The sequence below is a fragment of the Porphyrobacter sp. SLTP genome (genome assembly GCF_009905735.1).
Lineage (GTDB): Bacteria > Pseudomonadota > Alphaproteobacteria > Sphingomonadales > Sphingomonadaceae > Erythrobacter.
Map to the genome: position 1 here is coordinate 45,261 of NZ_JAAALE010000009.1, position 25,877 is coordinate 71,137.

The following is a 25,877-nucleotide window of genomic DNA, read 5'->3' on the forward strand; positions in this document are numbered from 1 at the left end:
TCCCGTGGAACCGGTCGCGGGGCTGGCGGGTTAGTGTGCCATGACCAGCACCCGCAACCGCTTCACCCCCTTCGCCGCACTCGCCCTGATCGGGCTCGCCGCGATGACCGTCACCTCCGCTTCGGCTGAACTGCCCAAGGGCGCCAAGGCCCCCGGCTTTGCCACCCGCGCCGCGCTGGCAGGCTCGGAGTTCGGTTTCACCCTCAGCGCCGCCTTGGCCAAGGGGCCGGTGGTGCTCTATTTCTACCCCAAGGCCTTCACCAGCGGCTGCACGCTGGAAGCCAATGCCTTTGCCGCCGCCATGCCGCAGTTCAAGGCGGCCGGTGCGAGCGTCATCGGGATGTCGAACGACGATATCGAAACCCTTAAGCGCTTCAGCCGTGAAGAATGCCGCGATGCTTTTCCGGTCGGCGTTGCCTCGGCCAAGATCATGGCGGCCTATGATGTGGCGGGCAGTGGTTCGGGCTATGCCAGCCGCACATCTTATGTGATCGCGCGCGACGGCAGCATCGTTGCCGTGCATTCCGCCGCCGACTATCGCGGCCATGTCGAAAAGACCTTGGCGGCGGTGCGCGCGCTCAAGAAGTAGGGCCCCGGGGAGCGGCGCAGCCGCTTTACAATCGCGCGCGCAGCGCTAAGCGGGGCCGACTTTTTTAGAGCATCACTGAAGGATAGACGATGCGGGCCGAAGGCCAGGCTTACATCAACCGGATCGAAGCGGCGCTGGCGCTGGTGCGCCTGTCGCTCGATTGGGATCGCGCGCTGCGGAGGCTCGACGAGTTGAACGCGCGGGTGCAGGACCCGAACCTGTGGGACAATCCCAAGCAGGCGCAGGCGATCAGCCGCGAGCAGAAGTCGCTGGAAACGGCGGTGAACACCGTGAACGAAATCGCCGCGGAAATGGCGGACGCGATCGAGTTCATCGAAATGGGCGAGGCCGAGGGCGAAGACACCATCGTCGAGGATGGTCTCAAGACGCTCGCCGCGCTCGCCGACCGGGCGGATGCCGACAAGGTGCAGGCGCTGCTTTCGGGCGAGGCGGACGGCAATGACACCTATCTCGAAATCCACGCCGGGGCCGGCGGGACCGAGAGCCAGGACTGGGCCGAAATGCTGTTCCGCATGTATGGCCGCTGGGCCGAACGGCGCGGCTTCAAGGTCGACACGGTCGAATATCAGGCAGGCGAACAGGCCGGGATCAAGTCGGCGACCCTGCTGATCAAGGGCGATGGCGCCTATGGCTATGCCAAGACCGAGAGCGGTGTTCACCGCCTGGTCCGCATCAGCCCCTATGATAGCAGCGCCCGCCGCCACACCAGCTTTTCGAGCGTGTGGGTCTATCCGGTGATCGACGATTCCTTCGAGATCGACATCAACCCGGCCGACCTCAAGATCGACACCTACCGCGCGTCGGGCGCAGGCGGGCAGCACGTCAACACCACCGACTCCGCGGTACGTATCACCCACCAGCCCTCCGGCATCGTGGTCGCCAGCCAGCAGGATCGTAGCCAGCACAAGAACCGCGAAATCGCGATGAACATGCTCAAGGCACGGCTTTACGAGGCAGAGATGCGCGCGCGCGAGGAAGCCGCCAGCGCCGAACACTCGGCCAAGAGCGACATTGGCTGGGGCCACCAGATCCGTTCCTACGTCTTGCAGCCCTATCAGATGGTCAAGGACCTGCGCACCGGCGTTGTTTCGACCGCCCCTGACGCTGTGCTCGATGGCGCAATCGATCCCTTTATTTCCGCTGCGCTTGCCCAGCGGGTGACGGGTGAAAAGGTCGACATCGAGGACGTGGAGTAAGCCCGATGCGGCGCGGTGCGGTCTGGTCTGGTTTGGGAGTGGGCGCAGCGCTGCTGCTGGCCGGGTGCGACGGCATTGCGCCGGTCACCGGCGATCCGGCCGCAGGCGAAGTGAGTTTCCCCAGGCCCGATCGCCCGGTCGCCAAGGTCGTCTCCAACCAGTTCTCCAACGAGGACGCGCGTGACGAGCGTAACGAGGCGCAGGTCGTCATGGACCTGGCCGACCTTCGTTCCGGCATGACCGTTGCCGATATCGGCGCGGGTGAGGGCTATTACACCGTGCGCCTGGCCGAACGGGTCGGCGTGGACGGGCGCGTGCTGGCGCAGGACATCAGCCGCGAAGCGCTCGACCGGCTCGGCCGACGAGTGGAGCGCGAGCGGCTCGAGAACATCTCGATCAAGTTCGGTGATGCCGATAATCCGCAGCTTCCGCCTGACAGTTTCGACCGGATCTTCATGGTCCACATGTACCATGAAGTGACCGATCCCTACGCCTTCCTGTGGAACATGTGGCCCGCGCTGAACGCTGGCGGGCAGATTGTGGTCGTGGAAAGCGACAGCCCGGTCGGCCGCCACGGCCTGCCGCACACGCTCTTGTTCTGCGAGTTCGAAGCGGTCGGCTATGTGCTGGTCGAATATATTGAACGCCCTGATATCAAGGGGTATTTCGCACGCTTTCAGCGCGGCACCGATCGCACCGCGCCTGATGCGATCAAGGTCTGCGAGGCCGGCTGAGAGCGCTAACCCATGAGGTTGCGAGGCGCGCCCGCCCCGACTATGGCAAGATTACGTAAGAAAGCGCGGGTTTCGCGCAAAGGGGATTTTCATTGTTCAAGGGATTGAGCCCGATCGTTTATGGCGGTCGTGAAGTCTGGCCGCTGGTTGAAGGCGGCAAGGGTGTATCGGCAACCAATCATGCGAGTTCCGGCGCTTGGGCCGCTGCTGGCGGGATCGGCACGGTCAGTGCGGTCAATGCTGACAGCTATGACAATGACGGTAATCCCATCCCGCAGGTCTATCATGGCCGCACCCGTGAAGAACGGCATCAGGAGCTGATCCGCTACGCCATTGACGGCGCCACCACGCAGGTCAAACAGGCCTATGAACTCGCCAACGGCAAGGGCGCGATCAACATCAACGTGCTGTGGGAAATGGGCGGGGCGCAGGCCGTGCTCGAAGGCGTGCTGGAAAACACCCGCGGCATGGTGACCGGCGTCACCTGCGGGGCGGGGATGCCTTACAAGCTGGCTGAAATCGCGGCGCGCTTTAACGTCTGCTATCTGCCGATCGTGAGCTCGGGCCGCGCCTTCCGCGCGCTGTGGAAGCGGTCCTATCACAAGGTCCCCGATCTGATGGCGGCAGTGGTCTATGAAGACCCGTGGCTGGCGGGCGGGCACAATGGCCTCTCCAACGCTGAGGACCCAACCAAGCCCGAAGACCCCTATCCGCGCGTCAAGGTGCTGCGCGACATGATGCGCGCCGAAGGTGTCAGCGATGACGTGCCGATCGTGATGGCGGGCGGGGTCTGGTACCTGCGCGAATGGAACGACTGGATCGACAATCCCGAGCTGGGCAGGATCGCCTTCCAGTTCGGCACGCGGCCGCTGCTCACGCAGGAGAGCCCGATCCCCCAGATCTGGAAGGATCTGCTGCGCACGGTGGAGCCGGGCGATGTGCTGCTCCACAAGTTCTCGCCCACCGGCTTCTATTCGAGCGCGGTGAAGACCCCGTTCCTCTATGACCTGATGCACCGTTCAGAGCGTCAGGTGCCCTATTTCAAGCGCGGCGCGGAAGAAGGCACCGTGCAGCTCGGCGAAGACGGCAAGGCGCGCAGCTTCTGGGTCAAGCCGGAAGACAAGGCCAAGGCCGAAATGTGGATGCGCGCCGGGCATACCGAGCCCCTCAAGACTCCGGACGACACGATCGTGTTCGTCACCCCCGAAGCGCGCGACACCATCCGCAAGGACCAACAGGATTGCATGGGCTGTTTGTCGCATTGCGGTTTTTCGAGCTGGAAGGACCACGACGACTTCACCACCGGGCGTCTGGCCGACCCGCGCAGCTTCTGCATCCAGAAGACCTTGCAGGACATTGCCCATGGCGATGATCCCGACAACAACCTCGCCTTCGCAGGCCACGCGGCTTACCGGTTCAAGACCGATCCGTTCTTCTCCAACGGCTACACCCCGAGCGTAGGCGAGTTGGTCGAGCGGATTTTGACGGGGGATTGACCCTTCGGCGCGGTGTTGGCGGCGATCAGCCCCACACCAGCGCCGTCAGCACCTGATCGGGTGGGCGGTGGCCGTCGGCCCACATGCGGATGTTGGCGATCACCTTGTGACCCGAATCCTCGCGGCCCTCCGCCGTGGCGCTGCCGATGTGGGGGAGGGTCATGACGTTGGGGTGCGCGATCAGGCGCGGATCGACATGAGGCTCGTCTGGGTACACGTCCAGACCTGCGCCTGCCAGATGCCCGGATTCCAGCGCCGCAATCAACGCCTCCTGATCGATCAATTCGCCGCGCGCGGTGTTGATGATGCTGCTGCCCGGTTTCATCAGCGCGATCCGGCGTGCGTCGATCAGGTGGCGGGTGTCCTCGGTCAGCGGGCAGTGCAGGGTGAGGATGTCAGCCTCGGCCATCAGAGTATCGACATCGCCGACGTAGCGTGCGCCGAGCATCCGTTCCAATGCTTCGGGCAGGGGCTTGCGGTTGTAATAGGCGATCTCCAGCCCGAAGGCGCGGGCGCGGTGAGCCACCGCTTGGCCGATGCGGCCCATGCCGATGATGCCGAGCACCTTGCCTGCCAGCTTACGCCCGAGCAAGCCTGACGGCGCCCAGCCGGTCCACTTGCCACTCCGCACCAGGCCGGTGCCTTCGCGGATCCTGCGCGGCACGCCGATGATCCCGGCCATGGCGATATCGGCGGTGTCGTCGGTGAAGACGCCGGGGGTGTTGGTGACGAGGATCTTGCGCGCGGCGGCGGCAGGCAGGTCGATATGTTCGGTGCCAGCGCCGAAATTGGCGATCAGGCCCAGCCGCTCGCCAGCACCCGCGATCAGATCGGCGTCGATCCGGTCGGTCACGGTCGGCACCAGCACATCGCAATCCTGCATTGCCTTGGCCAGTTGCTCGCGCGTGAGCGGCACATCGCTCTCATTCAGCACCACATCGAACAGCTCGCGCATCCGCGCTTCGACCTCCGGCATCAGGTGGCGGGTGACGATCACGCGCGGGGCATTGGCGAGCGGACGGGTGGGGCGCTGGGTCATGGCTGACGGGCTAATGCCACAGGGCCTTTGCGGTCAAGGCGCGGATGCACACGCACTGCTTGAATCCGCAGGGGCTAAGGCGCTATCGCTTCAGGAATGCAGGGATTCCGTTTCATCTCGACGCTCAGCTTTGTGCTGATGCTGGCCGCCACCTTCGTGATCGCGCCGCTCAGCGCGCAGGACCGGACGCTGCCCTATTGGGCGAGCCTGCGGTACGAGAAGGTCAATATGCGCGTGGGGCCGAGCGCGGAATATCCCGTCACCTGGGTCTATCTGCGGCAGGGCCTGCCGGTGAAGGTGGTGCGGGTGCGCGAAGGCTGGCGCTTGGTCGAGGACCATGAAGGCACGCAGGGCTGGGTGGCTTCGAGCCAGCTCGATCCAGCGCGGGGTGGGTTGGTGATTGGAGCGGGGCTCGCCGAGGTGCGGGCTGAGCCCAGCACTGCGGCAGCCGTGAAGTGGCGGGCCGAGCCGGGCGTGGTGACCAAGCTCAAGACGTGCCGCTCAGGCTGGTGCGAAGTCGATATTGCCGGGCGCAAGGGCTGGGTCAGCGCCGCGCGCCTGTGGGGCTCCGACACGCTGCCGGGTGACGAATAACGCCGCCCGGCGCGCGCACATCAGATCAGTTCGACCGCGACGGCTGTCGCTTCCCCGCCGCCGATGCACAGCGAGGCGACACCGCGTGTCTTGCCCTGCTGCTTCAGCGCATTGAGCAACGTGACGATGATCCGCGTTCCGCTCGCCCCGATCGGGTGACCGAGCGCGGTGCCGCCGCCGTTGACGTTGATCTTGTCGTGCGGAATGCCGAGGTCACGCATCGCGAACATCGCGACACAGGCGAAAGCCTCGTTCACTTCAAACAGATCGACATCGTCCACGCCCCAGCCCGCGCGGGCGAGCACCTTCTGGATCGCCGGGATCGGCGCGGTGGTGAACTGCGCGGGGGCTTGGGCGTGTGAGGCAATCGCGACAACGCGGGCGACCGGCGTAAGGCCCTTGGCCTCGGCGATGCTGGCGCGGGTGAGGACCACGGCGGCGGCGCCGTCCGAAATCGAGCTGGAGGTCGCGGCGGTGATCGTCCCGTCCTTGGCGAAGGCGGGCTTCAGCTGCGGGATCTTGTCGGGGCGGCCCTTGCCGGGGGCTTCGTCATGCTCGACCACGACATCGCCGGCGCGGGTCGAGACCGTGACGGCCACCACTTCGTCTGCAAAGGCGCCGCTGGCAATCGCGCGATTGGCGCGGGCGAGCGATTCGATCGAATAGGCGTCCATGTCCTCGCGGGTCATCTGGTAGGCGTTGGCGGTGTCCTGCGCGAAGGTGCCCATGGCACGGCCCGGCTCGTAAGCGTCTTCGAGGCCATCGAGGAACATGTGGTCATAGGCGGTGTCATGGCCCAGCCGCGCGCCCGAGCGGTGCTTCTTGAGGAGGTAGGGCGCATTGGTCATGCTCTCCATCCCGCCTGCGACCACCACGTCGACGGTTCCGCTGGCCAGTGCCTCGCTGCCCATGATCACGGTTTGCATACCGCTGCCGCAGACCTTGTTCACCGTGGTCGCCTCGACCGAGAGCGGCAAGCCCGCCTTGATCGCCGCCTGACGCGCCGGGGCCTGACCGAGCCCAGCGGGCAGCACGCAGCCCATATAGGCGCGGTCAATATCCTCGCCCGCCACGCCCGCGCGCTCGACCGCAGCCTTGACCGCGATCGCCCCGAGATCAGTCGCCGACACTTCGGACAGCGCGCCCTGCATCGCACCCATCGGGGTGCGGGCGTAAGAGAGGATCACGATCGGGTCGGCGGGGGAGAGCTGGGTCATGGCAAAGTCCTTGCGTGACATAGGGGGGTGTTCCGGGGCGGATGTAATGCTGCAATGCGTCAAACGCAATCGCGGCCCGGATCGAAGCGCCTTGCCTTGACCTCGCCTTTGGGCGAGAACGCGTCGCAAATGAAAACGCATCTATGTCTCACGGGAGAATGACATGGCCGATGATCGCCGCGATGAACTCGAAGCCCTGCTTGCGCGCCAGCGCGCCGCCTTCACCGCCTCGCGCCCCGAGCCGTTGTCGCAGCGCAAAGACCGCATCCGCCGCGCGATCGCGTTGGTCAAGGACCACGGCGAGGCGTTCGCCAAGGCGATGAGCGCCGATTTCGGCAATCGTTCCTACGCGCAGTCGATGCTGACCGACATTGCCGCCACGGTTGGCGCGGGCAATCATGCGCTCAAGCACATGGACGCCTGGGCCAAGCCTGAGAAGCGCAAGGTGCAGTTCCCGCTCGGTCTGCTGGGGGCCAAGGCCGAGGTGCGTTACGAACCCAAGGGCGTGATCGGCATTCTCTCGCCGTGGAACTTCCCGGTGCAGCTGGCTTTCGGCCCGCTGATGCAGGTGCTGGCTGCGGGCAACCGGGCGATGATCAAGCCGTCCGAATTCACCGAGCGCACCAGCGAGCTGATGGCTGAGCTGACGGCTGAGTATTTCGCGCCCGAGGAAGTCGCGGTCGTGACGGGCAGCCCGGAAGTGGCCGCCGCATTCTCCTCGCTGCCCTTCGACCACCTGGTCTTCACCGGATCGACCGCCACCGGCCGCCGCGTGATGCAGGCCGCCGCAGCGAATCTGGTGCCCGTGACGCTTGAACTCGGCGGCAAGTCGCCCGTCATCATGGGCCGCAGCGCCGACTTCGCCAAGGCGGGTGAGCGGATCGCGCTCGGCAAGATGATGAATGCTGGCCAGATCTGCCTCGCGCCCGATTATCTGATGGTGCCCGAAGACAAGCAGGACGAGGCCGTCGCGGGTGTCGTCGGTGCCGCCAGCGCGATGTATCCCACGCTGCTCGACAACGACGATTATGCCTCGATCGTATCCGACCGCCATTTTGAACGGTTGCAGGGCCTCGTGTCCGACGCGAAAGACAAGGGCGCCGAGGTGATCGAGGTCAACCCGGCGGGCGAGGACTTCGCCAACTCCAACCAGCGCAAGATGCCGCTCACCATCCTCAAGAACGTGAACGACGGCATGGCTGCGATGCAGGAGGAAATCTTTGGCCCGGTTCTGCCGGTGATGACCTACAAGGCGGTCGATCAGGCGGTGGATTACATCAACGAGCATGACCGCCCGCTCGGCCTCTATTACTTCGGTGAGGACAAGGGCGAGCAGGAGCGGGTGCTGACCCGCACGATCTCGGGCGGGGTGACCACCAATGACGTGGTGTTCCACGTCTCTATGGAAGACCTGCCGTTCGGCGGGGTCGGTCCGTCGGGGATGGGGAGCTATCACGCGATCGAGGGCTTCCGCGAATTCAGCCACGCCCGCGCGGTCTATCACCAGCCCAAGATCGACATCGCCAAGCTCGCCGGGATGAAGCCGCCCTATGGCAAGGCGACGGAGAAGGCTGCGGCGAACATGATGAAATGAAGGCGCTCGCCGCCGCGCTGGCTGTGCTTCTGGCCCAGATCCCGGCGGTCCCGCTCGGCGCTGAGGAGCCGCCGGCGTGGCGCGCTGTCGATGCCGCGACAGGCACGATCGCAGACGTCGCCGGGCTGGAACAGTTGGCGCGCGACTTTCCGGACAGCGCCAATGTGCGGCTGCGGTTGTTCAATGCGCAGCTTGCGGCGGGAGATGGCGCGGGGGCGCTTGTCAGCCTCGCCTGGCTCAAGGCGCGCGGGCATGTGTTCGGGGCAAGGGCGCAGGCGCAGATTCCCGAACTGATCGGTCCGGCCCATGCCGAAGCGGCGCGCGCACTGCTGTTGCCATCACCCGGGGTGATCGCTGCAAGCACTATCTTCGACACGATGCAGGCCGAAGCCGGCTTGATCGAGAGCGTGTTTGTCGCGCCAAACGGCGTTGAAGCGTTGGCAACTTCGGTTTCCCGTCGGTCCGTTTATGTTCGCGGACCCGGCGACACGTGGGAGGAGACCGTAATCCCGCGCGCTTATGCCCTCTCCGGCATTGTCGCTGCCCCCGATGGGCAAGCGGGCTGGATCGCATCGGGCAATATCGACGGTTTGCCCGCTGAACCGGAAATGTTCTCCGGCTTGATCGGGTTGACCGATGAACCCGGCGCGTTTCGCTTTGTCCCTGCTCCGGCAGGGGTGGCGGTATCGGACCTTGCGGTTGGGGTGGACGGCACGGTTTACGCCAGCGATCCGCAAGGCGGCGGTGTCTATCGCGCGCGCGACGATGCACCTGCGCTTGAGACGCTCATTGCCCCCGGCACCTTCCGCTCGCCCCAAGGGCTGGCGGCCAGCGCGGATGGCGCGCGGCTCTATGTCAGCGATTACCGCTATGGGTTGGCGATGGTCGATCTTGCCAGCGGCGCAGTGCGGCGGATTTCCAGCGATGTTCCGACGGCGCTCGACGGGGTGGATGGCTTGTGGCTGCATGGTCGCGAGCTGATTGCCGTGCAGAATGGCACGAGCCCGATGCGGATCAGCGCTTTCGCTCTGTCGGAGGACGGCACTCGGATCATCGGGCACCGCATCCTGGAACAAGCGCACCCGGAATGGACCGAGCCCCTGGGCGGCAGCATCGCCAAAGGAACGCTCTACTATATCGCCACCGGCCAGTGGGACCGTTACGAGCAAGGGCGCCTGCGCGACGGCATGGCCGCCATCCCCAACGTGATCCGCCGGTTGCCGCTCGCCCCGCGCTGAACGACCTGCCGCAACCTTTGTTCGATTTCCTGCAACATACCTGAGGGGTTTTCCGCGAGTCGCAGGCTTGCGCCCCGCGTGCGACAGGCTTAGGGCGACGAACGGGATTAACAGCTTGGACATCGTCGTGGTCGACCTCAGCCAGTATCTACCGATACTGTTATTCGTGCTCGTGGCTTTCGGGCTCTCGATCCTGTTTGTGGTCGCGCCCATGGCGGTGTCGCGCCTCACGGGCACGCACAATCCCGATGCCGAAAAGCTCTCCGAGTATGAATGCGGCTTCCCCGCGTTCGAGGATGCGCGCAGCCAGTTCGACGTGCGCTTCTATCTGGTCGCGATCAGCTTCATCGTCTTCGACCTTGAAGCCGCCTTCCTGTTCCCCTGGGCTGTCAGCCTGGGTGAGACGGGCTGGGTTGGCTGGGGCGGCATGATGGTGTTCCTGTTCATCCTCGCGGTAGGCCTCGCTTATGAATGGAAGAAAGGGGCGTTGGACTGGGAATGAATACCATCGTTACTCCTCCCCAAGGATTGCCCGACATTTCTGCGCTGACAACCGCCGCTGGCGGTGACGTGCGGCAGCCTGATGCGTCCTATTTCACCGCGCTTCAGACCGAAGTGAATGACAAGGGCTTCCTCGTCACATCGACCGAGGACCTGTTCCAGTGGGCGCGCACCGGCAGCCTGTGGTGGATGACCTTCGGGCTTGCCTGCTGCGCGGTCGAGATGATCCACGTGAACATGCCGCGTTATGACATGGAGCGCTTCGGCGCTGCCCCGCGCGCGTCCCCGCGCCAGTCAGACGTGATGATCGTCGCGGGTACTCTGTGCAACAAGATGGCCCCGGCGCTGCGCAAGGTTTACGACCAGATGTCGGACCCCAAATATGTGATCAGCATGGGCAGCTGCGCCAATGGCGGCGGCTATTACCATTATTCCTACAGCGTCGTGCGCGGCTGTGACCGGATCGTCCCGGTCGACATCTATGTGCCCGGCTGCCCGCCCACTGCCGAGGCGCTGCTCTACGGCGTAATGCAGTTGCAGCGGAAGATCCGCCGCGTCGGCACGATCGAGAGGTAAGGGCGCATGGCCGTTCTCCATTCCGCCCCCAGATACGCCTCGAATGAAGGCGTGATTGACGCTATCAGCGAAAGCATCAGCGTCTGGCTGTTGGGCGCTACCGAAGCGCATGGCGAAGTCAGTTTCCGCGTGAAGCGTGACGACATCGCCCGCGTGCTTGAGACGCTGCGTGATGATCACGCCTACCAGCAGCTGATGGAGATCGCGGGCGTCGATTATCCGGACCGGGCCGAACGCTTCGAAGTCGTCTACATGCTCCAGAGCCTGACCAAGAACCACCGCGTGATGGTCAAGTGCTCGGCGAGCGAGGATACGCCGGTGCCGACCGTCACCACGCTGTGGCCCAATGCCGGCTGGCTGGAACGCGAAGTGTTCGACATGTACGGCGTCACCTTTGCTGGTAACCCGGACCTGCGCCGGATCCTCACCGATTATGGCTTTGAAGGCCACCCGTTCCGCAAGGACTTCCCGATGACGGGTTACACCGAACTGCGCTATTCCGAGGAAGAGAAGCGCGTGGTGTATGAACCCGTCGAACTCGCGCAGGAAATGCGCAGCTTTGACTTCCTCAGCCCGTGGGAAGGCGCTGATTACGAGCTGCCTGGCGATGAAAAATCGCGCGGCGCGCCGACGGTGACCGAGCCCAAGACGACCGAAAAGCCCGCCGACACCGGCGCAGGGGCCAAGGCCAACGAAGCCGCGGCCAAGCCCTCTGCCCCCGAGCAAAAGGGTAGCGGCACGCCCGCCCCCGGTGCGCCAGATGCCACCTCGAAGGAGGGTGGACGATGACCATGCAACGCGAAGACTCGCTCACCACCACGGGCGAAGTCATCTCCAACTACACGATCAACTTCGGCCCCCAGCACCCGGCCGCGCACGGCGTGCTGCGGATGGTGATGGAGCTGGACGGCGAAGTGATCGAGCGGATCGATCCGCATATCGGCCTGCTTCACCGCGGCACCGAAAAGCTGATCGAGCACAAGACCTATCTGCAAGCGCTGCCGTACTTCGACCGGCTCGATTACTGCTCGCCGCTGGCGATGGAGCACTCCTACGTGCTCGCCATCGAAAAGCTGCTGAACCTCGAGGTGCCGATCCGCGCGCAATATCTGCGCGTGCTGTTCGCCGAGCTGACTCGCATCTGCAACCACATGCTCAACATGGGCGCGCACATCCTCGATGTCGGCGCGTTTACGCCGAACCTGTGGATCATGGACCTGCGCGAAGATTGCCTCAACTTCTTCGAGCGGGCGAGCGGCGCGCGGATGCATTCCGCCTATTTCCGCCCCGGCGGCGTCCATCAGGACGTGCCGGAGAAGCTGCTGGTGGATATCGGCGACTGGCTCGACAATCGCTTCTTCCAGCTGTTCGAGGACGCGATGAGCCTCGTCATGGACAACCGCATCTTCAAGCAGCGCAACGTCGATATCGCGGTCGTCAGCCGCGAGGACGCAATTGCCTGGGGCTTCAGCGGACCGATGATCCGCGCGGCGGGCATTCCGTGGGATCTGCGCAAGAGCCAGCCCTATGATGTCTATGACCGCATGGAGTTCGACATTCCGGTCGGCACCAATTCGGACTGCTACGACCGCTTCATGGTGCGCGTGAAGGAAGTCTACGAGAGCGCCAAGATCATCCGCCAGTGCCTGCGCGATATGCCGCAGGGGCCGATTGCTAGCACCGACGGCAAGGTTTCTCCGCCCAAGCGCGGCGAGATGAAGCAGTCGATGGAAAGCCTGATTCACCACTTCAAGCTCTACACAGAAGGCTTCCACGTGCCCGCGGGCGAGGTTTACGTCGCGACCGAGAGCCCCAAGGGCGAATTCGGCGTCTATCTCGTCAGCGACGGCACCAACAAGCCCTACCGCTGCAAGATCCGCCCCACGGCGTTCAGCCACCTTCAGGCGATGGACTTCATGTCCAAGGGCCACATGTTGCCTGATGCTACCGCCATTCTCGGCGCGATCGACGTGGTGTTCGGGGAGTGTGACCGGTGAGCAAACTCGCCATCGCCGAGCAGATGATCGCGCATTACAACGCGCAGGATGCTGACGCCTATGTGGCGCTGATGACCGATGATGCCTGCGAGGCAGGGTACCGCGGGGCTGTGATCCGTGATGGCAAGGAAGGCACGCGCGCGGGCCTCAAGGCCATGTTCGCCGAGTTTCCGGAGAACCGCGCCGAGATCATCACTGGCTATGAACTGGGCGAATATGCGGTGCTGCATGAGCGGGTCTACCGTTCGTCGGCCGCTGAGCCGTTCGAAGTCATGTCCGTCTATTCCTTTGAGGGCGACAAGTGCTCTCGCGTGGAGTTCATCCGCTAATGGCTGACCGTACCCCCGCACCCGATACCCCCGAACTGCGCGCCCGTTGGAGCGCCTTCGCGTGGACGCCGGAGAACAAGAAAACCGCCGATTGGCACATCGCCAAGTATCCCGAGGGGCGTCAACGCTCGGCGGTGATGCCGCTGCTCGATCTCGCCCAGCGGCAGGTCGGCGCGGAGACCGATACGCAGGGCTGGCTGCCGCTGCCGGTGATCGAATATGTCGCGGCCTATCTCGGGATGCCGGTGATCCGCGTGCTCGAAGTCGCCAGCTTCTACTTCATGTATAACTTGAAGCCCGTCGGCAAATTCCACGTGCAGGTGTGCGGCACCACGCCCTGCATGCTGCGCGGGAGCGACGACATCATGGCCGCCTGCAAGAAGCGCGGGATGGTGAAGGGCGGGATCTCGGCGGATGGCCTCTGGACCCTCACCGAGGTCGAATGCATGGGCAATTGCGCGACCGCGCCGATGGTCCAGATCAACGACGACAATTACGAGGACCTGACGCCCGAACGCCTCGACGCGGTGCTTGATGCGCTTGCCGCGGGCGAGACGCCCAAGGCGGGCACGCAGGAGCCGGGCCGTCACACCTCCGAGCCTTCGGGCGGGCCGACCACGCTGAAGGACATGGTCAGCGCCAATCACGACTATCGGAGCGAGTGGTGACCGCAGTCGTCTCCATCTTCGGCGCGCTGCTGCTGGCCTTCATCGCCTACAAGGTGCTGATGGGTTTGGTGCGCGTGGGTGTGATTCTGCTCATCATCGCAGTCCTCGCGGGCCTGTGGCAGTCGGGAGCGATCGGATGAACCCGGTGACGCTTCTGCTCGCCATCCTCGGCCTCGGCGGTTTCGCGCTCGGCGCGATATTGACCGTGACGGGGCCGCTCGAGATGGGCGTGATCGTGATGGGTCTGGGCCTTGTGTTTCAAGTGATTTCGCTGGTGCGCATCAAGCGCGCCAAACAAAGGGATGGCAGCAATGCTGGCGGATAAGGACCGCATCTTCACCAACGTCTATGGCTTCCAGGACTGGGGCCTGAAGGCAGCCCAGGCGCGGGGCGATTGGGACGATACCAAGGCGCTGCTCGCGCGCGGGCCTGAGGCGATCATTGAGGAAATGAAGGCATCCGGCTTGCGCGGTCGGGGCGGGGCGGGCTTCCCGACTGGGCTCAAGTGGTCCTTCATGCCCAAGGAATCGCGCGATGGACGCCCGAGCTTCCTCGTCATCAACGCCGACGAATCCGAGCCCGGCTCCTGCAAGGACCGCGAGATCCTGCGCCATGATCCGCACAAGCTGGTCGAAGGCGCGTTGGTCGCAGGCTTCGCCATGCGTGCGCGGGCGGCCTATATTTACGTGCGCGGCGAATACATTCGTGAGGCCGAAGTGCTGCAGGCGGCGATCCATCAGGCTTACGAAGCTGGATTGATCGGCAAGAACGCCTGCGGTTCGGGCTACGATTTCGACGTCTTCATGCACCGCGGTGCGGGCGCCTACATCTGCGGCGAAGAAACCGCGATGATCGAGAGCCTCGAAGGCAAGAAGGGCCAGCCGCGCCTCAAGCCCCCGTTCCCGGCGGGCGCGGGCCTCTATGGCTGCCCGACCACGGTCAACAACGTCGAAAGCATCGCGGTCGCGCCGACGATCCTGCGGCGCGGGGCCTCGTGGTTCTCGTCCTTCGGACGCGAGAACAACAAGGGCACCAAGCTGTTCCAGATTTCTGGCCACGTGGAAAAGCCCTGCGTGGTCGAGGAAGCGATGAGCATCCCCTTCGAGGAGCTAATCGAGAAGCACTGCGGCGGCATTCGCGGCGGGTGGGACAATCTGCTGGCGGTGATCCCCGGCGGTTCGTCCGTGCCGCTGGTCCCGGCTGCGCAAATCCGCCACGCGCCGATGGACTTTGATGGGCTGAAGGAATTGGGCTCAGGCCTTGGCACCGCGGCGGTCATCGTCATGGACAAGTCCACCGACATCGTCCGCGCGATCAGCCGCCTCAGCTACTTCTACAAGCACGAAAGCTGCGGCCAGTGCACCCCCTGCCGCGAAGGCACGGGCTGGATGTGGCGCATGATGGAGCGCCTGCGCACCGGCGATGCGGCGATCGAGGAAATCGACATGCTGCAGGAAGTCACCAAGCAGGTCGAAGGCCACACCATCTGCGCGCTGGGCGACGCCGCCGCGTGGCCGATCCAGGGCCTCATCCGCCATTTCCGCCCCGAGCTTGAGCGGCGAATCAACGAGCATAATGCGCAATTCCAAGAGGCAGCCGAGTAATGCCTAAAGTCACCGTAGACGGTCAGGAAATCGAGGTCCCGGCGGGCGCGACTGTGCTGCAGGCGTGCGAGCTGGCGGGCAAAGAAATTCCGCGCTTCTGTTATCATGAGCGCCTCTCCATCGCGGGCAATTGCCGCATGTGCCTTGTTGAGGTGAAGCCCGGGCCGCCCAAGCCGCAGGCCTCCTGCGCGCTGCCGGCAGCAGAGGGCCAGGAAATCCGCACCGACAGCCCGATGGTCAAGAAGGCCCGCGAGGGGGTGATGGAGTTCCTGCTCATCAACCACCCGCTCGATTGCCCGATCTGCGATCAGGGCGGCGAGTGCGATCTTCAGGATCAGGCCGTTGCCTATGGCCGCGGCGGCTCTCGCTACCACGAGAACAAGCGCGCGGTGACCGAGAAGTACATGGGCCCGCTGATCAAGACGATCATGACCCGCTGCATCCACTGCACCCGCTGCGTGCGCTTCTCCGAAGAGATCGCGGGCGTGGACGAAATCGGCGCGCTCTATCGCGGCGAGGACATGCAGATCACGACCTATCTGGAACAGGCGGCGGCGCACGAGCTTTCGGCGAACGTGATCGACCTGTGCCCGGTGGGCGCGCTGACCTCGCGGCCCTATGCCTTCGAGGCGCGGCCGTGGGAGCTCAAGAAGACGCTCAGCATCGACGTCTCGGACGCGGTTGGCGCGAACATCACGCTCCATTCCAAGGGCCGCGAAGTCATGCGCGCGCTCCCGCGCGTCAATGACGACGTCAACGAGGAGTGGCTGTCGGACAAGGGCCGTTATCAGGTCGATGGCTTGACCAAGCGTCGCTTGGACCGCGTGTGGGTGCGCCGTGAAGGCAAGCTCCAGCCTGCTGAGTGGACCGAGGCTTTCGGGATGATCGCGGGCGCTCTGGAGGGCGACAAAGCTAGCATTGCGGCGGTGGCGGGCGATTTGCTCGATGCCGAGACGATGTTTGCCGCCAAGGCGCTCGTCAATGCCTGCGGATCGCAGCTCACCGAAGCGCGCCAGACCGGCATGACCTATGACGTGTCGAACCTTGCGGCGGTGAATTTCAACTCGACCTTCGCGGGGATCGAGACCGCCGACGCGATCCTGATCGTCGGCAGCAATGTCCGCTGGGAAGCGGCACTGCTCAACGTCCGCCTGCGCAAGGCGGTGAAGGCGGGGGCAAAGGTCTACATCATCGGCCCCGAATGGGACCCGACCTATCCTGCGACTTTCCTCGGTTCCGACCTCAAGCTGCTGAACCGCATCCCCAAGGAATTGGGTGACGTCATGAAGTCGGCGAATCGTCCGGCAGTGATCCTCGGCGCGGCGGCGCTGGCGAAGGGCGCGCTTCCGGCGGGCCTGAAGCTGATCGACAAGTTCAACCTCGTGCGTGACGATTGGAACGGTTTCAATGTCCTCCACATTTCGGCCGCGCGGATGGCGTCGCTGATGCTCGGCTTCACGCTGCCGGGCGGGATGGGCGATATCGCGCAAGCTGCGCCAAAGGTGCTGCTCAGCCTCGGCGCGGACGAGATGGACTACGCGCCCTACGCGAACAGCCTCAAGGTCTATATCGGCCACCACGGCGACAAGGGCGCGCATCACGCCGACATCATCTTGCCGGGTGCGTCCTATGCCGAGAAGGACGGAACTTACGTGAACGCCGAAGGCCGGGTGCAGTTCGCCGAGAAGGCGGTCTTCGCCCCCGGCGACGCGCGTGAGGATTGGACGATCCTGCGCGCACTTGCTGACGCGGTGGGCGTCACCGTCGGCTTTGACAGCTTTGCCGCATTGCAGGCCAAGATGATCGCTGCAGTGCCCGCCTTGGTAGAAGAGGGCCTCGCCGATTATGGCGCGCTTCCCAAGGCCGACAGCGGCGCGAAGTTCGAAGGCGAGCTTGCAGGCTACCCGATCAAGGACTTCTACCTCACCAACGCAATCGCCCGCGCAAGCGAGGTGATGCAGCGCTGCTCGGACGAGCTGCTCCACGGGGCGGACGTGAAGGAGGCTGCGGAATGACCGCCTTCTTCCAATCCCTCGGCCTCAGCTACGAATGGGCCTGGACCGCCGCGACCCTGACCGGGATCATCGTGATCTCGCTGCTCGTCATGTTCAGCGTCGCCATGGTGATCTATGTCGACCGCAAGGTGCTGGGCGCGATCATGATGCGGCGGGGGCCGAATGTGGTCGGGCCATTCGGTTTGCTGCAATCTTTCGCGGATGGCCTCAAGGTCTTCCTCCAAGAAACCATCATCCCGAGCGCCGCGAACAAGGGCATCTTCCTGCTCGCGCCGATCATCACTTTCACCGTCGCGCTGGCAGCCTGGGCGGTCATCCCGTTCTCGGCGGGCGTGGTGCTGGCGGATATCAATGTGGGTCTGCTCTACATCCTCGCGATCTCCTCGATGGGGGTTTACGGCGTGGTGATGAGCGGGTGGGCGTCGAACTCAAAATACCCGTTCTTCTCGGCGATGCGCGCTTCGGCGCAGATGATCTCCTACGAAGTCTCGATCGGATTCGTGCTGGTGTGCGTGGTGCTGTTTGCTGGCACCTTCAACATGAGCGGGATCGTCAACGCGCAGCAGGGCTTCGGGCTCGGGCTGATCAACGCCTATGCGATCCACCCGCTGCTCTTCCCGATGTGGGTGGTGTTCTTCATCTCGGCGCTGGCCGAAACCGCGCGAGCGCCGTTTGACCTCACCGAGGCCGAGAGCGAACTCGTTGCGGGCTACCAGACCGAATATTCCTCGATGAGCTTCGCTCTCTTCTGGCTTGGCGAGTATGCGAACATCCTCTTGATGTGCTCGCTCAACACGCTGCTGTTCTGGGGCGGGTGGCTGCCGCCTCTCGACATTCCGGTGCTTTACATGGTGCCGGGGATCATCTGGTTCCTGCTCAAGACGTTCGTGTTCTTCTTCATGTTCAGCTGGATCTGGGCCACCGTGCCGCGCTACCGCTACGACCAGCTGATGCGGCTCGGGTGGAAGGTGTTCCTGCCGATGAGCCTCGTGTTCGTCGCAGTCACCAGTGGGTACCTGATGGCGACGGGGCATTTTGATCGCTCGATAGCGCCGACTGCGCCTGCGACCTCCACCGAAATCGTCCAAACCACCCCTGCGCAGCCTGTCGCTGTGAGAGGCCAGTCATGACCACCGTCTCCCACCTCATCAAGAGCTTCACCCTCTGGGAATTCCTCAAGGCGCACGCCTTGACGCTGAAGTATTTCTTCAAGCCCAAGGTGACGATCAACTACCCGTTCGAGAAAGCCCCGCTTTCGCCCCGCTTCCGCGGTGAGCACGCTTTGCGGCGCTATCCGAACGGCGAGGAACGCTGCATCGCGTGCAAGCTGTGCGAGGCCGTGTGTCCCGCGCAGGCGATCACCATCGAGAGCGAACCGCGTGAAGACGGCAGCCGCCGCACCACGCGATACGACATCGACATGACGAAGTGCATCTATTGCGGCTTCTGCCAGGAAGCCTGTCCGGTCGATGCCATCGTCGAGGGACCGAATTTCGAATACGCCACCGAAACCCGCGAGGAGCTGCTTTACGACAAGGCCAAGCTGCTTGCGAATGGTGACAAGTGGGAACGGGCCATCGCGGCCAACCTTGAAGCCGACGCACCCTACCGCTAGGGCGCGCCGGACGAGGGAATTGGGGTCAACGTAAATGCCGCCCCGGCACCGAGGGATCGGAACCGGGACGGAACTTGGACTAGGGATCACATTGCCGCTTTCTGGGCTCGGGCGCATTGCCGGGGCTGCGGATCGGCGGAGTAACGTCATGATACAGGCCATCGCCTTCTATTTCTTCGCGACCATTGTTGTCGCCAGCGCCGTGATGGTCGTCATGGCGCGCAATCCTGTGCATTCGGTCCTGTGGCTGATCATGGCGTTCTTCAACGCCGCCGGGCTGATGGTGCTGGTGGGCGCGGAGTTCATCGCGATGCTGTTGGTGATCGTTTATGTCGGTGCAGTCGCGGTGCTGTTCCTGTTCGTGGTCATGATGCTCGACATCGATTTTGCCGCGATGCGCGCAGGGCTCAGTCGCAATGCGCCGCTGGGCCTGCTTATCGCAGCCGTGCTGCTCGCCGAACTGCTGCTGGCCGTGGGCGCTTACAATGCGGGCGGGCTGAGCCTTGGCACGCCTGACGGGTCTGCGGTGCAGGCCGCTGACACGTCGAACATCGAGGCGCTCGGCGCGCTGCTCTATGGCCGCTACATCGTATTGTTCGAGATCGCAGGGATCATCCTGCTGGTCGCGATGATCGGCGCGATTGTGCTGACCTTCCAGCCGCCCAAGCCCGGCGCGCGCGCGCGGCAGGACGTGGGCAAGCAGATCCGTCGCCGTCCAGAGGACGCAACCGTCATGAAGAACCCGGAGATCGGGCAAGGGGTCGAACTGTGATCGGCATCGAACATTATCTCACCGTCGGCGCGATCCTGTTCGTGCTCGGCGTGCTGGGGATTTTCCTCAACCGCAAGAACGTGATCGTCATCCTGATGGCGGTCGAGCTGATCCTGCTGAGTGTGAACCTCAACCTCGTGGCCTTCAGCGCCTTCATGCAGGATCTGGTGGGTCAGGTCTTCGCAATGCTGGTGCTGACCGTGGCAGCGGCCGAGGCGGCGATCGGGCTGGCGATCCTGGTGATCTATTTCCGCACCCGCGGTTCGATCGCGGTTGACGATATCAACCGGATGAAGGGGTAAGACGCCCGTGCATCCCATCCTCATCATTGTTTTCGCGCCGTTGGTTGCTGCCCTGATCGCAGGGCTGGGCAACCGGATGCTCGGCAATGTGGCGGCCAAGTCCGTCACCACCGGCGCGCTGCTGCTATCCGCGGGCCTGAGCTGGCCGATCTTCCTCGGCTTTATCGGCGGGACCGAAAGCGCGGAGGTCGTTCAGGTTCTGAAGTGGGTCGAAAGCGGCACGCTGAGCTTCGACTGGGCGCTGCGGGTCGATACGCTGACCGCGATCATGCTGGTCGTGATCAACACCGTGTCGGCGCTCGTGCACCTCTATTCATGGGGGTATATGGAGGAAGACCCGGATCAGCCGCGCTTCTTCGCCTACCTCTCGCTGTTCACCTTCGCGATGCTGATGCTGGTGACGGCCGATAACCTCGTCCAGATGTTCTTTGGCTGGGAAGGGGTGGGCCTTGCGTCCTACCTGCTGATCGGTTTCTGGTTCAAAAAGCCGAGTGCGGGCGCAGCGGCGATCAAGGCCTTCGTGGTCAACCGCGTGGGTGACCTCGGCTTCATGCTCGGCATCTTCGGCACCTATCTGGTGTTCCAGACCACCTCGATCCCCGAAATTCTGGCGGCGGCTCCGGGCATGAGCGGTTCGACGATCACCTTCGTCGGGATGCGGCTCTACACCATGGATATCCTGTGCATCCTGCTGTTCATCGGCGCGATGGGCAAGAGCGCGCAGCTGGGCCTGCACACCTGGCTGCCGGACGCGATGGAAGGCCCGACCCCGGTGTCCGCGCTGATCCACGCCGCGACCATGGTGACGGCGGGCGTGTTCATGCTGTGCCGCCTCTCGCCGATGTTCGAGACGGCACCGACCGCACTCACCATCGTCACCATCGTCGGCGCTGCGACCTGCTTCTTTGCTGCCACGATCGGCACGACGCAGTGGGACATCAAGCGGGTGATCGCCTATTCGACCTGCTCGCAGCTGGGCTACATGTTCTTTGCCGCGGGCGTCGGCGCTTATGGCGCGGCGATGTTCCACCTTTTCACCCACGCCTTCTTCAAGGCGCTGCTGTTCTTGGGTGCGGGCTCTGTGATCCACGCGATGCACCACGAGCAGGACATGCGGTACTACGGCGGGTTGCGTAAAGTGATCCCGTTCACCTTCTATGCGATGCTGGCAGGCACGTTGGCGATCACGGGGCTGGGTGTCTATCACCTCGGTGTCGGCTTCGCGGGCTTCTGGTCGAAGGACGCGATCCTCGAAGTTGCCTATGCGCGCCACAATGGCGCAGGGCAGTTCGCCTTCTGGGCCGGTGCCATCGCTGCGCTGCTGACCAGCTTCTATTCCTGGCGCCTGATGTTCCTGACCTTCTGGGGCAAGCCGCGCTGGATCGAGAGCGAGCATATCCAGCACTCGGTGCACAAGACCCCTGCCGAAGCGGGTGAGGACACCACGGGTGGCTATCATCCGCATGAAAGCCCGATCACGATGCTGATCCCGCTCGGCCTGCTGACCATTGGCGCGATTGCCGCAGGGCAGGTGTTTGCGCCCAGCTTCCTCGACAGCGCGGCCTTCTGGAACGGCTCGATTTTCTACAACGAAGACCTGATCCACGCGATGCACGCCGTGCCCTACTGGGTGAAGTATACGGCGCTGATCGTCATGCTGATCGGCTTTGCAGGTGCCTATGTGGCCTACATCGCCAAGCCTGACATCCCGGCGAAGTTCGTCGCGACCTTTGGCGCGCTGCATAACTTCGTCTACCGCAAGTGGTACTTCGACGAGCTGTACGATGCGATCTTCGTGAAGCCTGCCTTCGCGCTGGGCCGCGCTTTCTGGAAGCTCGGCGATATCGGCACGATCGACCGCTTCGGCCCCAACGGCATCGCCTGGGCGGTCGAGCGTTCGTCGGTCGCCGCGAAGTCGATCCAGTCGGGCTACGTCTACACCTACGCGTTGATCATGCTGCTCGGGCTGGTCGCCGCTGTCACCTTTGTTCTGCTTTAGGAGCGCGCTTCGTAATGGAAGGCCTTCCCATCCTGTCGCTGATGATGCTCGCGCCGCTGGCGGGTGCTGCGGCGTGCCTGTTTGCGGGCGCGACTGCGGCCCGCTGGATCGCGCTCGGCGCGACGCTTGTCACCTTCGTGCTCGGCGTCGTGCTGTGGTCGAATTACCAGATCGGCGGCCCGCAGTGGCAGTTCACCGAGCGGGCTGAGCTTTTCGCAGGCTTCAGCTATGCACTCGGGATCGACGGGATTGCGCTGATGCTGATCATGCTCAGCGTCTTCCTGATGCCGGTCTGCATTCTGGCAAGCTGGGAATCGGTGCAAAAGCGCGTCGGCGAATACATGGCGGCCTTCCTGTTCATGGAAGTGCTGATGATCGGCACTTTCGCGGCGCAGGACCTCTTCCTGTTCTACGTCTTCTTCGAGGCGGGCCTGATCCCGATGTACCTGATCATCGGGGTGTGGGGCGGGGACAACCGCATTTACGCGAGCTACAAGTTCTTCCTCTACACGCTGTTCGGATCAGTGCTGATGCTGATCGCGATGTTCTGGATGGTGGCCGAAGCGGGCACCTCCGACATCCCGACGCTGATGCAGTACAGCTTCCCGACCAGCGCGCAGACGTGGCTCTGGCTGGCCTTCTTCGCCAGCTTTGCGGTGAAGGTGCCGATGTGGCCGCTCCACACCTGGCTGCCCGATGCCCACGTGCAGGCGCCGACCGCAGGTTCGGTCATCCTTGCCGGCGTGCTGCTGAAGCTGGGCGGATACGGCTTCATCCGCTTCAGCCTGCCGATGTTCCCCGAGGCATCGGCGCAGTTCGCTTGGCTGGTGTTCGCCCTGTCGATGATCGCGGTGGTCTATACCTCGCTGGTTGCGCTGGTGCAGACCGACATGAAGAAGCTGATCGCCTATTCCTCGGTCGCGCACATGGCGATTGTCACGGTCGGACTGTTCGCCTTCAACGTGCAGGGGCTGGAGGGCGCGATGATCGTCATGCTCTCACACGGCCTCGTATCGGGCGCGCTGTTCCTGTGCGTGGGTGTGATCTATGACCGCCTGCACACCCGCGAGATTGCGCGTTACGGCGGGCTGGCGATCAACATGCCCTATTACGCGCTGTTCTTCCTGCTGTTCACCATGGCGAGCATCGGCCTGCCGGGCACCAGCGGTTTCGTCGGCGAGTTCCTCTCGCTGGCGGGCATCTACCAGACCTCGAGCCTCGTGGCGCTGATCTGCACCACCGGCATCATTCTGGGTGCGGCTTACATGCTTTACCTCTATCGCCGCGTCGCATTTGGCGGACAGGTGAATGCAGACGCCGCCGCGATGCGCGACATTTCGGCGCGCGAGTGGGTCATGATGGCCCCGATTGCGGCGGCGGTGATGTGGATGGGCGTCTATCCCGAAAGCTTCCTTGCGCCGATGCGCGCCGACATCGCCGTCCTCGATGCACGGCTTGCGGCGGCGGCCCCGGCGGGTGATGCGAAGCTGGCCCCCGGCGCCCCGCGCGCGGCGGCTGCCAATGCGATGCCACATCATGAGGGCTCCGAGACTTCGAGCGCCAAGGAGGGCGCGCACTGATGGAATTCGCTGCTTCTTTCGCGCTTGTGATGCCCGAGCTGGTGCTGATTGCAGCCGGGCTCACGCTGCTGCTGGTCGCAGCCTGGGGCGGAGACAAGGCCGCGCGCCTGATCGCCATCGCTGCCGTTGCTGCATTTTTCGCGGCCGGGTTCCTGCTCGTGCCGGGGCTGCATTTCGGGGTCGATGGCCCCGCCACGCTGGCGTTCGGCGGGTTGATCAAAGTCGATAGCTTCGCGCTGTTTGCCAAGGCGCTGATCTACCTCGCCGCCATCGGTGCGCTGATGATCGCGCCGGCGTTCTTCGATGGCCCCTCGGCGGGCACCGAGCGCGGGATGCGCGCGGAATACCCGGTGCTGATCCTGTTCGCAGCCGTCGGCATGAGCATCATGGTCTCGGCCAATGATTTCATGAGCCTGTACCTCGGGCTCGAGCTCAACAGTCTGTCAGCCTATGTGCTCGCCGCGATCCTGCGGCGCGATCCGCGGTCGGGCGAAGCGGGCCTCAAGTATTTCGTGCTGGGGGCGCTTGCCTCGGGCATCCTGCTTTACGGGATGAGCCTGCTTTACGGGTTCACCGGCGGCACGTCCTTCACCGCTGTCCGTGCAGGCCTGACGGGCGAGATGGGTTACGGCGCGCTGTTCGGGGTGATCTTCGTGCTCTCCGGCCTTGCGTTCAAGATCTCTGCCGTGCCGTTCCACATGTGGACGCCCGACGTCTACGAAGGCGCGCCGACGCCGGTTACCGCCTTCTTTGCCACGGCACCCAAGGTTGCCGCCGTCGCGCTCACCGCGCGGGTGGTGTTCGAAGTGTTCGGCGGGCAAGTCGCCGCGTGGCAGCAGATCGTGATGTTCATGGCGCTCGCCTCGATCATCTTCGGCGCATTGGGAGCGATCGGGCAGGAGAACCTGAAGCGGTTGCTCGCCTATTCCTCGATCAACAATATCGGCTTCATCCTGCTCGGCCTCGCCGTAGCCAATGCCGACGGGGCGAGCGCCATGCTCGTTTACCTGTTCATCTATGTCGCCATGAGCCTTGGCAGCTTTGTCGCGCTGCTGATGCTGCGCGGCGAGGATGGCGCGCTGTTCGAAACCTTTGCCGACATCCGCGGGCTTTCCGTGACCCAGCCTGCGATTGCGTGGGCGCTGCTCCTGTTCATGTTCAGCCTCGCGGGCATTCCGCCGCTGCTCGGCTTCTACAGCAAGTTCGTGGTGTTCCAGGCGACCATTGAGGCCGGGCTGGTGGCATTCGGCGCGATCGCCATCGCGGCGAGTGTGATCGGCGCGTTCTACTACATCAAGTTCGTCAAGGTGATGTTCTTCGATGAACCCGCAGGCGTGGCCACTGGCAAGAGCGGTGCGGCGCATTGGGTGCTGCTGGGGCTGACGGCATTGATCGTCTCGCCCTTGGGCTATCTGTTGACCCCGTCGCTGACCGATCTGGCTGACAAGGCTGCGGCCTCGCTGTTCCTTACGGTTTGATCGCCTTCGCCGAACAGACCGGCTCGACCAACGCCGACCTCGCCGCAGCCTTGCGTGCGGGTGAGGGCTGGGCCGAGGGGCGCTGGCTGGTCGCCCGCCGCCAGACCGCGGGACGCGGGCGGCAAGGGCGCGAATGGTTTGACGGCGCGGGCAATTTCATGGGCTCCACCGTAGTGATGCTGGCGGAGGGCGGTCCGCCGCCTGCCAGCCTCAGCTTCGTCGCGGCGCTGGCCGTTAGTGACGCGGCTGCTGCCGCATTGCCCGACGATACTGCGCTGGCGCTCAAATGGCCCAATGATGTCCTGCTGGATGGCGGCAAGCTGTCCGGCATCCTCTTGGAGATGGTGCGCGGGCACATTGTCGTCGGGATCGGGGTGAACCTCGCCCGTGCGCCTGACCTGCCTGACCGCAAGACCGCCGCACTCGCGGATGTGATCCCGCCGCCGCCGCTGGAAGATTTCGCGGCCAGCCTCGCCGCCGCCTTCGATCGCAGGCTGGAAAGTTGGCGCACCTACGGCCTTGGCGCGACACTCCACGCCTTCCTCAGCCGCTCCATCCATGCGCAGGGATCTCCCGTAACTGTCCACGATACCGATGGCTCAGTGCTGTCGGGCTCCTTTGCTGGCCTTGAGGAAAGCGACGGCGCTTTGCGGCTACGCTTGGCGGATGGCAGCGAACGTGTCATTCGCGCAGGCGACATTTCGTAAGTTAAGGACTGCCAGA

General features: G+C 64.1%; 27 protein-coding genes. 25 read left to right on the forward strand and 2 right to left on the reverse strand.

Annotation, left to right across the window (positions count from 1 at the left end):
- Window positions 1-40 precede the first annotated feature (40 nt).
- The 4 genes from GVM20_RS09355 (at window position 41) to GVM20_RS09370 (ending at window position 4,036) form a co-directional block, all read left to right on the forward strand.
- Complete coding sequence (locus GVM20_RS09355; protein WP_166546937.1) at window positions 41-589, forward strand: peroxiredoxin; 549 nt, start codon at window positions 41-43, stop codon at window positions 587-589.
- Between the two features lie 89 nt (window positions 590-678).
- Complete coding sequence (gene prfB, locus GVM20_RS09360) at window positions 679-1,806, forward strand: peptide chain release factor 2 (protein ID WP_166546938.1); 1,128 nt, start codon at window positions 679-681, stop codon at window positions 1,804-1,806.
- A gap of 5 nt (window positions 1,807-1,811) precedes the next feature.
- On the forward strand, window positions 1,812-2,540 hold the full coding sequence (locus GVM20_RS09365; RefSeq protein WP_166546939.1) for a class I SAM-dependent methyltransferase: 729 nt from the start codon (window positions 1,812-1,814) through the stop codon (window positions 2,538-2,540).
- Between the two features lie 92 nt (window positions 2,541-2,632).
- A complete protein-coding gene (locus GVM20_RS09370) occupies window positions 2,633-4,036 on the forward strand; it encodes an NAD(P)H-dependent flavin oxidoreductase (protein ID WP_166546940.1) in 1,404 nt (467 codons plus the stop codon).
- A gap of 25 nt (window positions 4,037-4,061) precedes the next feature.
- On the opposite strand, the gene GVM20_RS09375 is transcribed toward GVM20_RS09370, so the two are convergent.
- Window positions 4,062-5,075 carry a 2-hydroxyacid dehydrogenase gene (locus tag GVM20_RS09375; RefSeq protein WP_166546941.1) on the reverse strand — a complete coding sequence of 338 codons (1,014 nt, stop codon included), beginning with the start codon at window positions 5,073-5,075 and terminating at the stop codon, window positions 4,062-4,064.
- 96 nt (window positions 5,076-5,171) lie between these two features.
- On the opposite strand from GVM20_RS09375, the gene GVM20_RS09380 reads away from it, so the two are divergent.
- Complete coding sequence (locus tag GVM20_RS09380; protein ID WP_166546942.1) at window positions 5,172-5,669, forward strand: SH3 domain-containing protein; 498 nt, start codon at window positions 5,172-5,174, stop codon at window positions 5,667-5,669.
- A gap of 20 nt (window positions 5,670-5,689) precedes the next feature.
- On the opposite strand, the gene GVM20_RS09385 is transcribed toward GVM20_RS09380, so the two are convergent.
- Complete coding sequence (locus GVM20_RS09385; protein ID WP_166546943.1) at window positions 5,690-6,886, reverse strand: thiolase family protein; 1,197 nt, start codon at window positions 6,884-6,886, stop codon at window positions 5,690-5,692.
- Between the two features lie 163 nt (window positions 6,887-7,049).
- Here GVM20_RS09385 and GVM20_RS09390 point away from each other — a divergent pair, with 163 nt between their 5' ends.
- The 20 genes from GVM20_RS09390 to GVM20_RS09485 all read left to right on the forward strand — a co-directional run bounded on the left by GVM20_RS09390 (window position 7,050) and on the right by GVM20_RS09485 (window position 25,861).
- Window positions 7,050-8,480: a coniferyl aldehyde dehydrogenase gene (locus GVM20_RS09390; RefSeq protein ID WP_166546944.1), complete on the forward strand. Its 1,431-nt coding sequence runs from the start codon at window positions 7,050-7,052 to the stop codon at window positions 8,478-8,480.
- Window positions 8,477-9,718: an SMP-30/gluconolactonase/LRE family protein gene (locus GVM20_RS09395; protein WP_166546945.1), complete on the forward strand. Its 1,242-nt coding sequence runs from the start codon at window positions 8,477-8,479 to the stop codon at window positions 9,716-9,718. The genes GVM20_RS09390 and GVM20_RS09395 overlap by 4 nt, the downstream gene beginning before the upstream one ends.
- Window positions 9,719-9,845: 127 nt before the next feature.
- Window positions 9,846-10,220 carry an NADH-quinone oxidoreductase subunit A gene (locus tag GVM20_RS09400; protein WP_160761620.1) on the forward strand — a complete coding sequence of 125 codons (375 nt, stop codon included), beginning with the start codon at window positions 9,846-9,848 and terminating at the stop codon, window positions 10,218-10,220.
- Window positions 10,217-10,795, forward strand: coding sequence for a NuoB/complex I 20 kDa subunit family protein (locus tag GVM20_RS09405; protein ID WP_234031939.1), 579 nt, complete (start codon window positions 10,217-10,219; stop codon window positions 10,793-10,795). The genes GVM20_RS09400 and GVM20_RS09405 overlap by 4 nt, the downstream gene beginning before the upstream one ends.
- A gap of 6 nt (window positions 10,796-10,801) precedes the next feature.
- Entirely contained in the window at window positions 10,802-11,584 is a 783-nt protein-coding gene (locus GVM20_RS09410) for an NADH-quinone oxidoreductase subunit C (RefSeq protein ID WP_166546946.1), read from the forward strand.
- The gene (locus tag GVM20_RS09415) at window positions 11,581-12,792 is read left to right on the forward strand and encodes an NADH-quinone oxidoreductase subunit D (protein ID WP_166546947.1); all 1,212 of its coding nucleotides are present in this window, start codon (window positions 11,581-11,583) and stop codon (window positions 12,790-12,792) included. Before GVM20_RS09410 ends, GVM20_RS09415 begins: the two co-directional genes overlap by 4 nt.
- Before the next feature lie 23 nt (window positions 12,793-12,815).
- Window positions 12,816-13,121 carry a nuclear transport factor 2 family protein gene (locus GVM20_RS09420; RefSeq protein WP_166547021.1) on the forward strand — a complete coding sequence of 102 codons (306 nt, stop codon included), beginning with the start codon at window positions 12,816-12,818 and terminating at the stop codon, window positions 13,119-13,121.
- Window positions 13,121-13,789, forward strand: a complete 669-nt coding sequence (gene nuoE, locus GVM20_RS09425) for an NADH-quinone oxidoreductase subunit NuoE (protein ID WP_166546948.1) — start codon at window positions 13,121-13,123, stop codon at window positions 13,787-13,789. The genes GVM20_RS09420 and nuoE overlap by 1 nt, the downstream gene beginning before the upstream one ends.
- The gene (locus GVM20_RS09430; RefSeq protein ID WP_166546949.1) at window positions 13,786-13,929 is read left to right on the forward strand and encodes a hypothetical protein; all 144 of its coding nucleotides are present in this window, start codon (window positions 13,786-13,788) and stop codon (window positions 13,927-13,929) included. The genes nuoE and GVM20_RS09430 overlap by 4 nt, the downstream gene beginning before the upstream one ends.
- Window positions 13,926-14,114 (forward strand): hypothetical protein, encoded by a 189-nt coding sequence (locus GVM20_RS09435; RefSeq protein ID WP_166546950.1) that lies wholly within the window; start codon window positions 13,926-13,928, stop codon window positions 14,112-14,114. Before GVM20_RS09430 ends, GVM20_RS09435 begins: the two co-directional genes overlap by 4 nt.
- Window positions 14,101-15,393, forward strand: coding sequence for an NADH-quinone oxidoreductase subunit NuoF (gene nuoF, locus GVM20_RS09440; RefSeq protein WP_166546951.1), 1,293 nt, complete (start codon window positions 14,101-14,103; stop codon window positions 15,391-15,393). Before GVM20_RS09435 ends, nuoF begins: the two co-directional genes overlap by 14 nt.
- A complete protein-coding gene (gene nuoG, locus GVM20_RS09445; protein WP_166546952.1) occupies window positions 15,393-17,408 on the forward strand; it encodes an NADH-quinone oxidoreductase subunit NuoG in 2,016 nt (671 codons plus the stop codon). The genes nuoF and nuoG overlap by 1 nt, the downstream gene beginning before the upstream one ends.
- On the forward strand, window positions 17,405-18,538 hold the full coding sequence (gene nuoH / locus GVM20_RS09450) for an NADH-quinone oxidoreductase subunit NuoH (RefSeq protein ID WP_234031940.1): 1,134 nt from the start codon (window positions 17,405-17,407) through the stop codon (window positions 18,536-18,538). Before nuoG ends, nuoH begins: the two co-directional genes overlap by 4 nt.
- Entirely contained in the window at window positions 18,535-19,023 is a 489-nt protein-coding gene (gene nuoI, locus GVM20_RS09455) for an NADH-quinone oxidoreductase subunit NuoI (protein ID WP_166546953.1), read from the forward strand. The genes nuoH and nuoI overlap by 4 nt, the downstream gene beginning before the upstream one ends.
- A 148-nt stretch (window positions 19,024-19,171) precedes the next feature.
- Entirely contained in the window at window positions 19,172-19,795 is a 624-nt protein-coding gene (locus GVM20_RS09460; RefSeq protein WP_166546954.1) for an NADH-quinone oxidoreductase subunit J, read from the forward strand.
- Window positions 19,792-20,097, forward strand: coding sequence for an NADH-quinone oxidoreductase subunit NuoK (gene nuoK, locus GVM20_RS09465; protein ID WP_160761044.1), 306 nt, complete (start codon window positions 19,792-19,794; stop codon window positions 20,095-20,097). Before GVM20_RS09460 ends, nuoK begins: the two co-directional genes overlap by 4 nt.
- Window positions 20,098-20,104: 7 nt before the next feature.
- Window positions 20,105-22,096 carry an NADH-quinone oxidoreductase subunit L gene (gene nuoL / locus GVM20_RS09470; RefSeq protein ID WP_166546955.1) on the forward strand — a complete coding sequence of 664 codons (1,992 nt, stop codon included), beginning with the start codon at window positions 20,105-20,107 and terminating at the stop codon, window positions 22,094-22,096.
- A gap of 14 nt (window positions 22,097-22,110) precedes the next feature.
- Window positions 22,111-23,676: an NADH-quinone oxidoreductase subunit M gene (locus GVM20_RS09475; RefSeq protein ID WP_166546956.1), complete on the forward strand. Its 1,566-nt coding sequence runs from the start codon at window positions 22,111-22,113 to the stop codon at window positions 23,674-23,676.
- Window positions 23,676-25,154, forward strand: coding sequence for an NADH-quinone oxidoreductase subunit NuoN (nuoN, locus tag GVM20_RS09480; protein WP_166546957.1), 1,479 nt, complete (start codon window positions 23,676-23,678; stop codon window positions 25,152-25,154). Before GVM20_RS09475 ends, nuoN begins: the two co-directional genes overlap by 1 nt.
- On the forward strand, window positions 25,151-25,861 hold the full coding sequence (locus GVM20_RS09485; protein ID WP_166546958.1) for a biotin--[acetyl-CoA-carboxylase] ligase: 711 nt from the start codon (window positions 25,151-25,153) through the stop codon (window positions 25,859-25,861). The genes nuoN and GVM20_RS09485 overlap by 4 nt, the downstream gene beginning before the upstream one ends.
- The last annotated feature ends 16 nt before the right edge of the window (window positions 25,862-25,877 follow it).

Bases quoted from the DNA above. Each gene is read 5' to 3' on its own strand.
- GVM20_RS09420 (WP_166547021.1), top strand. From the start codon at position 12,816: ATGATCGCGCATTACAACGCGCAGGATGCTGACGCCTATGTGGCGCTG.
- GVM20_RS09375 (WP_166546941.1), bottom strand. From the start codon at position 5,075: ATGACCCAGCGCCCCACCCGTCCGCTCGCCAATGCCCCGCGCGTGATC.
- nuoN (WP_166546957.1), top strand. From the start codon at position 23,676: ATGGAATTCGCTGCTTCTTTCGCGCTTGTGATGCCCGAGCTGGTGCTG.
- prfB (WP_166546938.1), top strand. From the start codon at position 679: ATGCGGGCCGAAGGCCAGGCTTACATCAACCGGATCGAAGCGGCGCTG.
- GVM20_RS09415 (WP_166546947.1), top strand. From the start codon at position 11,581: ATGACCATGCAACGCGAAGACTCGCTCACCACCACGGGCGAAGTCATC.
- GVM20_RS09390 (WP_166546944.1), top strand. From the start codon at position 7,050: ATGGCCGATGATCGCCGCGATGAACTCGAAGCCCTGCTTGCGCGCCAG.
- GVM20_RS09410 (WP_166546946.1), top strand. From the start codon at position 10,802: ATGGCCGTTCTCCATTCCGCCCCCAGATACGCCTCGAATGAAGGCGTG.
- GVM20_RS09365 (WP_166546939.1), top strand. From the start codon at position 1,812: ATGCGGCGCGGTGCGGTCTGGTCTGGTTTGGGAGTGGGCGCAGCGCTG.
- GVM20_RS09380 (WP_166546942.1), top strand. From the start codon at position 5,172: ATGCAGGGATTCCGTTTCATCTCGACGCTCAGCTTTGTGCTGATGCTG.
- GVM20_RS09475 (WP_166546956.1), top strand. From the start codon at position 22,111: ATGGAAGGCCTTCCCATCCTGTCGCTGATGATGCTCGCGCCGCTGGCG.
- GVM20_RS09355 (WP_166546937.1), top strand. From the start codon at position 41: ATGACCAGCACCCGCAACCGCTTCACCCCCTTCGCCGCACTCGCCCTG.
- nuoF (WP_166546951.1), top strand. From the start codon at position 14,101: ATGCTGGCGGATAAGGACCGCATCTTCACCAACGTCTATGGCTTCCAG.
- nuoE (WP_166546948.1), top strand. From the start codon at position 13,121: ATGGCTGACCGTACCCCCGCACCCGATACCCCCGAACTGCGCGCCCGT.
- GVM20_RS09460 (WP_166546954.1), top strand. From the start codon at position 19,172: ATGATACAGGCCATCGCCTTCTATTTCTTCGCGACCATTGTTGTCGCC.
- nuoG (WP_166546952.1), top strand. From the start codon at position 15,393: ATGCCTAAAGTCACCGTAGACGGTCAGGAAATCGAGGTCCCGGCGGGC.
- GVM20_RS09435 (WP_166546950.1), top strand. From the start codon at position 13,926: ATGAACCCGGTGACGCTTCTGCTCGCCATCCTCGGCCTCGGCGGTTTC.
- nuoI (WP_166546953.1), top strand. From the start codon at position 18,535: ATGACCACCGTCTCCCACCTCATCAAGAGCTTCACCCTCTGGGAATTC.
- GVM20_RS09385 (WP_166546943.1), bottom strand. From the start codon at position 6,886: ATGACCCAGCTCTCCCCCGCCGACCCGATCGTGATCCTCTCTTACGCC.
- nuoH (WP_234031940.1), top strand. From the start codon at position 17,405: ATGACCGCCTTCTTCCAATCCCTCGGCCTCAGCTACGAATGGGCCTGG.
- GVM20_RS09395 (WP_166546945.1), top strand. From the start codon at position 8,477: ATGAAGGCGCTCGCCGCCGCGCTGGCTGTGCTTCTGGCCCAGATCCCG.
- GVM20_RS09405 (WP_234031939.1), top strand. From the start codon at position 10,217: ATGAATACCATCGTTACTCCTCCCCAAGGATTGCCCGACATTTCTGCG.